10 protein-coding genes and 4 tRNA genes are annotated in these 11513 nt (G+C 29.9%); 8 read left to right on the top strand and 6 right to left on the bottom strand.

Annotated features, from left to right (window positions below; translation table 11 throughout):
- Nucleotides 1-8: 8 nt before the first annotated feature.
- The 5 genes from ACKGJI_RS00095 to ACKGJI_RS00115 form a co-directional block, all read right to left on the bottom strand.
- Nucleotides 9-1508, bottom strand: coding sequence for a response regulator transcription factor (locus tag ACKGJI_RS00095; RefSeq protein WP_458700543.1), 1500 nt, complete (start codon nucleotides 1506-1508; stop codon nucleotides 9-11).
- A 285-nt stretch (nucleotides 1509-1793) separates the two neighbouring features.
- Nucleotides 1794-1881 (bottom strand) — tRNA-Ser (locus ACKGJI_RS00100).
- 19 nt (nucleotides 1882-1900) lie between these two features.
- Nucleotides 1901-1975 (bottom strand) — tRNA-Cys (locus ACKGJI_RS00105).
- Between the two features lie 38 nt (nucleotides 1976-2013).
- A tRNA-Leu gene (locus ACKGJI_RS00110) sits at nucleotides 2014-2102 on the bottom strand.
- 25 nt (nucleotides 2103-2127) lie between these two features.
- Nucleotides 2128-2202: transfer RNA gene (locus tag ACKGJI_RS00115), tRNA-Gly, on the bottom strand.
- 106 nt (nucleotides 2203-2308) lie between these two features.
- On the opposite strand from ACKGJI_RS00115, the gene ilvD reads away from it, so the two are divergent.
- The 8 genes from ilvD (at nucleotide 2309) to ACKGJI_RS00155 (ending at nucleotide 10049) form a co-directional block, all read left to right on the top strand.
- Nucleotides 2309-3991 (top strand): dihydroxy-acid dehydratase, encoded by a 1683-nt coding sequence (gene ilvD, locus ACKGJI_RS00120; RefSeq protein ID WP_458700544.1) that lies wholly within the window; start codon nucleotides 2309-2311, stop codon nucleotides 3989-3991.
- 9 nt (nucleotides 3992-4000) lie between these two features.
- Nucleotides 4001-4639, top strand: a complete 639-nt coding sequence (locus tag ACKGJI_RS00125) for a MarC family protein (protein WP_458700545.1) — start codon at nucleotides 4001-4003, stop codon at nucleotides 4637-4639.
- 455 nt (nucleotides 4640-5094) lie between these two features.
- Nucleotides 5095-5292 (top strand): hypothetical protein, encoded by a 198-nt coding sequence (locus ACKGJI_RS00130; RefSeq protein WP_458700546.1) that lies wholly within the window; start codon nucleotides 5095-5097, stop codon nucleotides 5290-5292.
- A complete protein-coding gene (fliK, locus tag ACKGJI_RS00135; RefSeq protein ID WP_458700547.1) occupies nucleotides 5293-7287 on the top strand; it encodes a flagellar hook-length control protein FliK in 1995 nt (664 codons plus the stop codon).
- Nucleotides 7284-9074, top strand: a complete 1791-nt coding sequence (recQ, locus tag ACKGJI_RS00140; RefSeq protein ID WP_458700548.1) for a DNA helicase RecQ — start codon at nucleotides 7284-7286, stop codon at nucleotides 9072-9074. Before fliK ends, recQ begins: the two co-directional genes overlap by 4 nt.
- A gap of 1 nt (nucleotide 9075) precedes the next feature.
- The gene (locus ACKGJI_RS00145; protein ID WP_458700549.1) at nucleotides 9076-9330 is read left to right on the top strand and encodes an EscU/YscU/HrcU family type III secretion system export apparatus switch protein; all 255 of its coding nucleotides are present in this window, start codon (nucleotides 9076-9078) and stop codon (nucleotides 9328-9330) included.
- A gap of 8 nt (nucleotides 9331-9338) precedes the next feature.
- Nucleotides 9339-9677 (top strand): zinc ribbon domain-containing protein YjdM, encoded by a 339-nt coding sequence (locus ACKGJI_RS00150; RefSeq protein WP_458700551.1) that lies wholly within the window; start codon nucleotides 9339-9341, stop codon nucleotides 9675-9677.
- 156 nt (nucleotides 9678-9833) lie between these two features.
- Nucleotides 9834-10049 (top strand): hypothetical protein, encoded by a 216-nt coding sequence (locus ACKGJI_RS00155; RefSeq protein WP_458700552.1) that lies wholly within the window; start codon nucleotides 9834-9836, stop codon nucleotides 10047-10049.
- A 40-nt stretch (nucleotides 10050-10089) separates the two neighbouring features.
- Here ACKGJI_RS00155 and ACKGJI_RS00160 read toward each other — a convergent pair whose 3' ends face one another.
- The gene (locus ACKGJI_RS00160; RefSeq protein WP_458700553.1) at nucleotides 10090-11463 is read right to left on the bottom strand and encodes a DUF4139 domain-containing protein; all 1374 of its coding nucleotides are present in this window, start codon (nucleotides 11461-11463) and stop codon (nucleotides 10090-10092) included.
- Nucleotides 11464-11513: the final 50 nt, after the last annotated feature.

Consider the following 11513-nt stretch of genomic DNA (forward strand, 5'->3'; position numbering starts at 1 on the left):
TTAGTTATTTATCTTAAACCTTTAAATTCTTTTATTATTTTTATTTGCTGTTTTGAAATATACTCAGTTAGAGTCCTTTTTCCTTTTTCATCTGGATGAAGAAAACAGATTATGTAATAAGATCTCTCTTTTTTTACTATTTTATAAACACTTGCATCGCTATTTATAATCATATGTTTTTTATCAACAGTAAATACCATGTCTATTCTAACTTTTGCTTCTTCTTCTAATCCAACAGGAAGGCTACTTGCTTCTATCTTTATACCATTTAGCGAGATGTCTAAAATTTTCATAGGAGTTAATGATTTACGGCCATTAAAAAACATAGAAATTGTATGATCTTTATCAGGCTCAACCCTTACTATCTTTCTCTCTATCGCAGAGTGTTCTAAAAATCTTAGATTTGAAAATACTATAGTTTGAGTTTCAAAATCATTCTTAACAACATTTTTACAAAGTACAGCTTTTGGCAGGGCTTCTGAGTAAATCAAAGCTCCTTTTTCTCTTAGTATTGCTTTTTGTTGTGTAAAAGTACTTTTTAATACTACTTTATCATCCAAAACTTCAGAAATAATTGCATCATTTACTATACTTATACCTCTGTAATAATTATAAAGAGTTACTTGCGCTCCATTGTTTAAAATAACCCTTAAAAGGTCAAATATAGCTCTTTGTTCTTCTTCGTATGAGTCATTTTGTTCTTGATTTTTATCAAATAGACCAAGTAAATTAAGCTCAGTAATATCATCAAGTGATACAATAGAATAACCCTTTCTTTTTGGTATATAATGCAGTTTAAATATAAAATGGTGCATTTTGTGTTTTGTATCAGCTATTTTTACATGATAAAGTTTATCTGGATTTCTTGAAGCTTCATCAAACCAATCTCGTTTTTCATCGTTATACAAAAAGCCATCATGTTTTAAAAACTTAGTTCCTAAATCATGAAATTTATGGTTAAAATCTTTTGCACTTTCTACTTTAAAAAAGTTAAGAAATTTTTGGGAAACAACTTGAGCCTTTCTTCCTTTTAAAAGAATTGACATAGAGCTTTGATAGTTGAAGATATCATTTAACTGCGCATAAAAGATTTTTTGCTCTTCTTCATCTTTTATCTTTTTTATAGTTCTAAAAAGTGTAGAAGTTAGTGTTTTTACCTCCACTGGTTTTTTTAGAAAATCAAATATATTATATTTTATAGATTTGAGCAAATTCTCTTGCGAATCAAATGCTGACATTATGATTATCTTTACATCTGGATTAATCTCATGAACCCTTTTTGCAAGTTCTAGGCCATCCATTTCGGGCATATTGATATCTGTTATGATTATCGGAGAAAAATGCTCTTTAAAAATCTCTATTGCTTCTTTACCATTTGAAGCTGAATATACAGTTTGAAATATCTTTTCTAAAAGCTTAGTTGCTTTTTGTCTTAAGGCATCATTGTCTTCAACATAAAGTATTGATAAATCACCGATTTCTTCTTTCAAATCCAATATATCAGACATATTTAACCTTTACATGTAAAAGTGCAAGAATATTTTAGCATATATTTGCAAAAAGGTTAATTATTGGCTTGTAGTATGATATAAAAAACAATTCAAAAAATAGATCAAAATTTAATTTCTCAAATTTTAGGTCACGCTGATGCGTCTATGTTATTTAGAAGATATAACAAATATATTAAAAATGATGTACGAAACATGAGTAAAAATTTAGGAATATTTGATTAATTTAACTACTTTAAAAAAATAAATTAGTTTAAGTCCCTATTTTAGGGGGTTAAAAAGTAGTGGCCGGGAGAGGGAGATTCGAACTCCCGGAGGTATTACCCTCGCTGGTTTTCAAGACCAGTGCATTCAACCGCTCTGCCATCTCCCGACAATGATATGTAAAATTTTGGAGGCGACACCCGGATTCGAACCGGGGATCAGAGCTTTGCAGGCTCGTGCCTTAGCCACTTGGCTATGTCGCCTCTTGTCGCCTCGTTTCATTTTCAAAACAAGTTATAAGTGGTGCCCGGGGCCGGACTTGAACCGGCACGCTCGTAAAGGAGCGAGGGATTTTAAGTCCCTTGCGTCTACCAATTCCGCCACCCGGGCAAACGCATTTTTTGTATCAAGTAAATGGAGCGGGAAACGAGGTTCGAACTCGCGACCCCAACCTTGGCAAGGTTGTGCTCTACCACTGAGCTATTCCCGCAATCAAAAATGAGGTGAAATTATATCATGTCTTTTCTTAAATGTAAAGGGTATATATAAAATTTTTTAAAATTTCGTTATAATAAGAAAAAAATTGAAGGATTGGTATGCGTAGTGATCAAGTAAAAAAAGGTTATGATAGAGCTCCACATAGAAGTTTATTTAGAGCAACAGGGGTTAAAACAGAGGATTTTGATAAGCCATTTATCGGTGTTGCCAACTCTTACATAGATATTATTCCTGGTCATTTTTTCTTGCAAGAGTATGGAAGAATTATAAAAGATGAAATAAGAAAAAATGGTTGTGTTCCTTTTGAGTTTAATACAATAGGAGTTGATGATGGTATTGCAATGGGGCATGATGGTATGCTTTACTCTCTTCCTTCAAGAGAACTTATAGCAAACTCAATAGAAACTGTTATGAATGCACATAAACTTGATGCTATGATTTGTATACCAAACTGCGATAAGATAGTTCCTGGTATGATTATGGGCGCATTAAGAGTAAATGTTCCTACGGTTTTTGTTAGTGGCGGACCTATGAAAAAGGGTTATACAAAAAAAGATGGAACACCGATAGATTTAGCAACTGTTTTTGAAGGTGTTGGTAAGTTTGAATCAGGTGAAATTAGCGAAGATGATTTGAGTGATTTGGAGTGCAATGCATGTCCTAGTGGTGGTAGTTGCTCTGGAATGTTTACTGCAAACTCTATGAATACACTAATGGAAGCTATGGGTATAGCACTTCCTGGAAATGGAACTATTCCAGCTCTAACTCCTGAAAGAGAAGCTCTCATAAGAGCTGCTGCAAAAAGAGTTTGTGAAATCGCACTTGATGAAAAATATAATTTTAGAAATATACTAAATGAAAAAGCAGTTAAAAATGCATTTGCAATTGATATGGCGATGGGTGGAAGCTCAAATACAGTTTTACATATGTTAGCTATAGCAAAAGAAGCTGGAGTTGATTTTAACATAGCTGACATTAACAAAATAAGTAAAAAAGTTTCTCACATAGCAAAAATTTCTCCATCATTAAGTACAGTTCATATGGAAGATATAAATAGAGCTGGTGGAGTTGGAGCTGTTATGGCTGAAATTGCAAAAAGAGACAATGGAGCTATGTATCTTGATAACCTAACAGTTACAGGAGATACGATTGAAGAGAGAATTAAAGATGCCAAGATTAAAGACACATCTATCATCCATACCTTAGATAATCCATATTCAAAAGTTGGTGGACTTGCTATACTTTTTGGAAATTTAGCAGAACAAGGCTGTGTTATAAAAACAGCTGGAATTACAGGGGAGAGAAGATTTACTGGAAAGGCAGTTTGTTTTGATTCTCAACAAGAAGCAATTGATGGTATAGTTGGTGGAAAAGTAAAAGCTGGGGATGTTGTTGTAATACGATATGAAGGTCCTAGAGGAGGCCCTGGCATGCAAGAAATGTTAGCTCCAACAAGTCTTATTATGGGTATGGGACTTGGAGCAAGTGTTGCTTTGATAACTGATGGAAGATTTAGCGGTGCTACTAGAGGACTTAGTATTGGTCATGTAAGCCCTGAAGCAGCTGAAGGCGGAATGATAGGTCTATTAAAAGATGGTGATGAAATCTTTATCGATGTTGATACATATGAGATAAGAGTAAATCTTAGTGATGAAGAGATTGAAAAAAGAAGAAGTGAGTTTAAACCAAAAGTAAAAGAGATAAAAGGAAGTTGGCTAAAACAATACAGACAACTTGTAACAAATGCTAGCAGCGGAGCTGTTTTAAAGACGGAATTTTAAAGATAGTAAATGGAATTTTTAAACACTCTTTTACAAAATACTATAACAATGCTAGCCATTGTTGATCCACTAGGGGTGAGTGCCATTATGCTCTCACTCCTTCATTCTAGTGCGACTAAAGAAGAAGTAAATAAAATAGCATATAAATCTACCCTGACTATTGTAATAGCATTTTTTTTGGTACTTTTTTTAGGAAATTTTTTGTTAAAGATTTTTGGAATTGAGCTTGATTCTCTTAAAGTTATGGGTGGAATTATACTTTTGCTTATGGGCATAAAGATGGTAAATGGAGCAAATGAGAGCAAAAACCAAACAAAAGAGGAGAGAGAAGAGGTAAAAACTCATGAAGATTTTTCTGTAATCCCTCTTGCAATTCCTATAACTTTTGGCCCGGGTATTTTTGCTACCATTGTCATACTAAAAGGTCATTCTCATAGTATTAGTGAACTCTTAGCACTTATAATTGCTTTTTTAATTGTTGCATTTAGTGTATATCTTTCTTTTAAAAACAGTATTTATATCAGAAAATTTCTAGGAATAACAGGTCAAAAAATTATAAGTCGTTTGATGGGCTTGATAGTAGGAGCGATTGCAGTGCAATTTATACTATCAGGTACAACTGCACTGCTCAAAGGTTATTTAGATTAGATAAAAAGTATACTAACGTGATTGTATACTTAATAGCTGTTATAATTAAGCAATACTTAAAGACAATGCGTAACCAAAACCAATTAGTGAAAAAATCGCTGCTATATCAACATATTTTAAAATTTGTAATGATTTTTCTTCTTTTTCCATTTCATATCCTTTAAAGTATTTTTGAAATAATACATAAATAAGCTTAAAATAAAATAAATTATATAAAAATAAATTTATTAAATTAAAAAATGTTTCAAAATTACTCTTATATTAACTTAAAAGCAAAAACTCATCAGATTAAAATTAAGCTTAGTTTTATTAAAGTAAGATTTTTTTAACAAAATACAGATAATTTTAAGCTAATATTAAGGAAAAATGCAAAAAAACTAATTTTTTTCAAATTTTTTTCCTTAAACCGATTTAGTTATAATAAGTAGACAATTTTCAGATAAAAAGGAAGAGGAATGAATGAAGGCGGATGGACATGTCCACATGATGTAAGAGGCATATGTGATATCATAAAAAAAGAGTGTGATCCTGGAGATAAGGGATGTGTACTTTTTGGAAAGGCAAAATTTGCAAATCCTGAAACTCCATCAAATGAAGCATTTGAAAAGAGGATGGAAAGAAAGATGAAAAAAATGCTTGAAGAGAGTAAGTAGTTGAGAGTTTCTACAAAAGAGATGATAGAACTCTCTTCTAAAGAAAATATAAAAAACATAAAAGAGGGTGTAAAAAAATTTGTAAATTTAGATACGAAAACAAAAGCTCCAAACACACAAGCACCAAAGATAACATCAAGTAAATTGATACAAACTTTACTAAAAGATTTGAGTTTAAATGCAAAAACAAAAGAGAGTGTGAGTGAAAGTCTAAAGCAAAATGAAATATCAAAGCAGGTACAAAATACAAGCAAGGAGTTAAACACACTTTTAAATTCTATAAAGAGCGATAAGTCTCTTTTTAAATTTGCTCCTATTTTAGAAAAACTTCTTTTACATGTAAAAGATATAAATCCTCAAAATATAAAAACTAGCCTATTAAATTCTGGAGTTTTGATGGAGTCTAAAATGGCAAATCAAACAAAAGATATTATGCCTGAAAATTTAAAAGAGGTTTTAGCGACTCTAAAAAAATACATTTCAAATGACTCTCCTAAAATATTAAAAACTATAGATTTACTTTTAAATGCCAAAAAAGCAGACAAAAATTTTTTTAATACCATTCAAAATTTGATAAAAGATATAAAACAAGATGTAAATTTAGTAAAATCAGTATCATTGCCTCTAACAAAACTAGAAAGTGCTATAAAACAAAATGCTCCTATAAAAGATATTTTATTGCAACTAAAAAATGAAATCAAAAAAGAGTCTTTACATGTAAAAAGCATTGATGTACTTTTGAGTTCTAAAAAGATGGATAAAGGATTTAAAAACAATTTAGAAAACTTGATAAAAGATATAAAAAAAGATGTAGTACTGCCAAATAAAATTGATAATATTTTAACTAAATTACAAAATGCTTTAGAAAAAAACACTCATATAAAACATACACTTTTAGAACTGAAACAAGAAATTCAAAAAAACATACCAAAAAGTACTTTACATGTAGAAACAATAAACAGACTTTTAGATGCGAAAAAAGTAGACAAGGTTTTTATGCAAGATATAAAAACCCTACTATCAGATTTAAAAGCAAAACCACTAGTTAAGATTACTGCAAAGCTTGATAACATTGCTCAAGAAAGTAAATTAATAGAATCTAAAATTAGTAATTTGGTTGAAATTCCTCCAAAAGAGATTGAGAAAGTAACTAGCAATATAAAAGAGAGTATGACAGAGTTAAAAGAATTGATTAGTAAAACAAGTATAAATGAAAAAGCTCAAATTACAAATATAGCAAATCAAATCATAGCTACTAAAGAAGTCTTTCCAAAAAGTTTAAATAATGCAAGTGTATCTGAACAAATCAAGCAAGTAGTTAATATCTTAAAAAGTGAGTTAGTTAAAACAGATATAAAAAGCCCTTTACATGTAGAGGTAGAAAAACTAGCAAATAAATTAGAATTTACTATAAAAGAGCAAATTCAAAGCAAAAAGATTGTTCCAAATCAAAACCTCAAAATGCCTTTAAAACCTGAGCTACTAAATGATGTTAAAGCTACACTTCTTAGTATAAAACATGAAATTAATTCAACTCAAACTCCAATTCATAAAGATATATTAGTTCAAGTTGATAGGCTTTTAACTCATATTGATTATTTTCAACTTGTTTCTCTTAGTTCAAACTCTTTAACTTCATATTTGCCATTTTCTTGGGATAGTTTAGAAGGTGGGCAGATTAGTTTGAAAAGGTTAAAAGAAAATAGATTTTTTTGTGAGATTAACTTGAAATTAAAAGAGTATGGTAGTATTGATTTGATGTTGATGCTTTTTGAAGATGTACATGTAAATGTCTCTTTTTTTACACAAAACAAAGATTTTTTAGAGTTGGTACAAGAGAATTTGTTGGCATTGAAACAAGGTATGAATAAATTAGGATTGGTTCCTTCAAATATTCAACTTTTTGATTCTAAAAAAGATAAAAAATTAAAAGAAGATACAAGAAATTATGCAAGTTCAATGGAGCTTGGAAATGGGATTAATATAGAGATATGATACAAAAGATATTGCAAGAAAAATTTGGATTTAATAGTTTTAGAGCTCTTCAAGAAGAAAGTATAAAAGCTATCATTGAAGGTAGAGACTTACTTACGATTTTGCCAACTGGTGGAGGAAAATCACTTTGTTATCAGCTTCCTGCACTTTATTTTAGGGATAAAGTAGCCATAGTTATTTCTCCTTTAATCGCTCTCATAAACGACCAAGTAATGGCTCTAAAGCAAAATGGCATAAATGCACAAAAACTAACTAGTGAGCAAAATGCATTTGAAATTGATGAGGTTTATACAAAACTATATAACCATGAAGTTTCACTTTTATATGTTTCCCCTGAAAGAGCAAATACTGATGGATTTAAAGTGCTTTTAAATGAGCTTGATATTAGCTTTATTGTGATTGATGAAGCTCATTGTGTGAGCGAATGGGGACATGAGTTTCGCCCTGATTATAGAAGTCTTCATTTTTTAAAAGAGGAGTTTTCACATATCCCAATAGCAGCTTTTACAGCAACTGCTACAAAAAGAGTTGCAAATGACATAGTAGAAGCTCTTGGATTAAAAAATCCAGTTAAACTAAAAGGAAGTTTTTTTAGAGACAACCTCATTTTAAATGTGAAAAAAAGAGTGGGAAATGGGCGAATTGAGCTTGTGAATTTTTTAAAAAACTATGAAGGTGAAAGCGGAATTATATATACTTTTACTAGAAAAGAGAGCGAAGAAGTTGCAAAGTTTTTAAATACTAGAGGTTTTGAAGCTTTGGCTTATCATGCAGGATTGAGTAATGAACTTAGAAGAGATACGCAAGATAAATTTGTAAAAGATGAAGTAAAAATAATAGTAGCAACCATAGCTTTTGGAATGGGCATAGATAAATCAAATGTTAGATTTGTTGTTCATATGGATTTGCCTAAGAGTATGGAGGGATATTATCAAGAGATAGGAAGAGCAGGAAGGGATGGTTTGAAAAGTGAATGTTTGCTTTTGTATTCTATGGGTGATGTTGTTAAAAAAAGTGAACTGATGAATCAAATAGAAGATGAAAGATATAAAAACTTTGCAAAAAATAAGATTGAAGAGCTTTATGCTTATGCAAACTCTAAAGAGTGTAGACACAAGGCAATTACGAGTTATTTTGAAGAAGAGATAGCTCCTTGCAATACTTTGTGTGATAATTGTCAAAAAGAGTATGAAGATGAGATTGATATAACAAAAGAAGCTAGGATGGTTCTTTCTACGATTTATAGAACAAATCAAAACTTTGGTAAAGCTCATATCGTTGATATTTTAAGAGGAAGTAAAAACAAAAAAGTTTTAGATAACAATCACGATAAATTAAGTGTTTATGCAATTGGAAGTGAAATTAGCAGTACTAGTTGGAACTTGGTAATTGATAAATTGTTTGAGTTAAAAGCTATAAGTAGAGGAGAGTTTAGAGAGCTTGTTTTAACTCCACTTGGAGCTGAGATTTTAAAAGGAAATGTAAAAGTTGAAGCAGAAGTTGACATTTTTAAAAAGCAAGATAAAAAAGTATCATTGGCTAAAAAAGAGATAGATTTTATTCATAAAGATGAGCATTTTGAAGCACTAAGAGAGCTTAGAAAGAGTATTGCTTTAAGAGATGGAGTTCCTCCGTATATCGTTTTTTCAGATAAAACACTAAAAGAAATTGCAAGTGTATTACCAAAAGATGAAGAAAGTTTTTTAGCAATCAATGGAGTTGGAGAAGTCAAGCTTGAGAGATACGGAAAACTTTTTTTAGATAAAATCAAAGAGTTTGGGCAGTAGGATGAAAAAAGCAGTAGCTCTCAGGTATAATCAAAAAAAAGAGAATGCACCAAAAGTTGTGGCTAAAGGACAGGGAAAAATTGCTGAGAGAATTATCAAAATTGCTGAAGAAAATGAACTACCTATAAAAAAAGATGAAGATTTGGTTGAACTTTTAACAAAAATAGATATAGACAAAGAAATCCCACAAAATCTATACAAAGCAGTTGCAGAAGTTTTTAGTTTTATATATAATATCACGAATAAAACAAAATAAGGAAAAAAATGGAAAATTTACCAAATTGCCCAAAATGTGGGAGTGAATACACTTATGAAGATGGAGAATTATTAGTTTGTCCTGAGTGTGCTCATGAGTGGTCAGCTAATGAAGAAAAAGAAGAAGAGTTTAGTGTAAAAGATGCACATGGAAATGTTTTAAAAACTGGCGATGATGTTACAGTGATAAAAGATTTAAAAGTAAAGGGAAGCTCTAGTGGTATCAAAGTTGGTACAAAAATCAAAGGTATTAGAGTTGTAGAAGGAAATGACGGACACAATATCGACTGCAAAATTCCAGGAATTGGAGCTATCAAGATCAAACAAGAGTTTGTAAAAAAATCTTAGTTTTTTAAGAAGATAATTTTTTTTTCATTTTAAGATTATTTTTAGCAAAAATCTTCATTTTGTTGATTATAATTACGTTTACTATTATAGATTTTATCTATGTATAGCATTGTAGATTTATTCTTTGAAGTCTAAATAATTGTTTAAGAGAAAAACATGAATGCATATGTATATGAGATGGTAGTTAATGGTGTTGACCAAGATGACATTGATGCTATTATGTCAAAACTTGAGGGTCGACTAAGCGGTAAAAGAATAGATGTAGAGCTTGAAAAATTAGGCTACGAAAGAATTTTCGATGATGAAGAAGATTCTAGCGAAACTGACAGCTTTGAACACATAAAAAGAAAAAAAGAGATGAGAGATGACTAATTTGCATAGATTGTCTAAATGATAGATAATCTATGCTTTTTTAATTGTCTTTTACAATTTCATATCCAAAAATAATATCTTTAGATTCGCCAGCTTCAAGTCTAAATTTCCATTGGATTTTTCCATTTGGACTTTTTAGACTTGGCTTTGGCTCTCCTATAAAATTTACTTTTATTTCTGCATCTTTTGATACAGGAATTTGCTCTGTAAAATTTACATTTTTGCTATATTTTCCAGCATTTTTTATACTATACTTCCAGTTTTGGGTTGAGATTGTTTTATCTCCAAAGAATGTTTTATCATTTAGTGTTTTAATCAATTCTTTTTTTATTTGTATATGCTCGTCTTCTCCAAAATACATAGTACTAAGAGATTCTTTTTTAATGGTTTGGATATTTCTTTTAGCAATTGGATTTAAATCCAAGTATAGATTTGCAAGTCCCCTTTCAAAATTTTTATGGCTTTTAAAAGTTGCTTTTATATAAGGCTTATTTGTCCCATAAGCATCTATAAAAGTTTCAAAATTTGCATCTAAAACTTCTTTGTTTAGCATATATAAATTATTTTGGTTTGAGATTAGTTTTTGATTTTTTAGAGTGTATTTGGATTTAGATACTAATTCTGAGTGAAAAGCTTCAGATTCTGCTGAAAAATCAGCTTTTGCCATTGCTAAAGCCATATTTTTTTTATAAGTAGTAGGCTGACCAATATATCTTGGATAAAACTTTCTAGGAGCTATATTTTCATTAAATGCGTAAGAGTAGATATTTATATCAACATTTTCTAAATCTTTTATCCCTTTATAATCAATACTGCTAAATTTTTCAATGCTTACAGATTTGTTTTTTGTATTCGCATATATATTGTAAAAATCTGATTCTTTTATATCTTTGTATGGAAATGAAACTTCTATTTTATTGGCTGAATTTTCTTTACATGTAAAGCTGACTTCAAGTTTTTTATACTCATTTAAAAATCTGTTGTTTTGTTTTATTTGTTGTAATTTGTTTGTTAGATCATCAATATTTTTTAAATTTTCTATTAATTTTGTACTTATGTAATCTGAGATTTTTTCTATCTCTTCAAAATTATTATCTACCTTAATAGATTTTAAAAGATTATTTTTTGCTCTTAATGCTTCAATTTTATATATTATATTATTTATTTCATCAGAACTTTTAAAAGTTTGATTGTTGGATAATTCATACTTTTTTATGTTGCAAATAGATTTTATTTTTATATCTTTTAAGTCTACAAAAGCTGGAATATCAATGCTTAGTGAACTAGAGTTTGTTTCAAAAGACTGTTTTAGTATGGCTTTGTTTTTATATAAATTTAGCTCTACATTTAAAGGCTCATAACTTGCAAATAAACTCACTGAAATTGCTAGTAAAAAAAGTTTTAATTTTAACATGGGTATAAAAAATCCTTTTTGTTTGTATTTTAGCATATTTGAGTAAACGC

Source organism: Sulfurospirillum sp. 1307, from assembly GCF_054408545.1.

Bases quoted from the DNA above. Each gene is read 5' to 3' on its own strand.
- ACKGJI_RS00095 (WP_458700543.1), bottom strand. From the start codon at position 1,508: ATGTCTGATATATTGGATTTGAAAGAAGAAATCGGTGATTTATCAATA.
- ilvD (WP_458700544.1), top strand. From the start codon at position 2,309: ATGCGTAGTGATCAAGTAAAAAAAGGTTATGATAGAGCTCCACATAGA.
- ACKGJI_RS00125 (WP_458700545.1), top strand. From the start codon at position 4,001: ATGGAATTTTTAAACACTCTTTTACAAAATACTATAACAATGCTAGCC.
- ACKGJI_RS00130 (WP_458700546.1), top strand. From the start codon at position 5,095: ATGAATGAAGGCGGATGGACATGTCCACATGATGTAAGAGGCATATGT.
- recQ (WP_458700548.1), top strand. From the start codon at position 7,284: ATGATACAAAAGATATTGCAAGAAAAATTTGGATTTAATAGTTTTAGA.
- ACKGJI_RS00145 (WP_458700549.1), top strand. From the start codon at position 9,076: ATGAAAAAAGCAGTAGCTCTCAGGTATAATCAAAAAAAAGAGAATGCA.
- ACKGJI_RS00150 (WP_458700551.1), top strand. From the start codon at position 9,339: ATGGAAAATTTACCAAATTGCCCAAAATGTGGGAGTGAATACACTTAT.
- ACKGJI_RS00155 (WP_458700552.1), top strand. From the start codon at position 9,834: ATGAATGCATATGTATATGAGATGGTAGTTAATGGTGTTGACCAAGAT.
- ACKGJI_RS00160 (WP_458700553.1), bottom strand. From the start codon at position 11,463: ATGTTAAAATTAAAACTTTTTTTACTAGCAATTTCAGTGAGTTTATTT.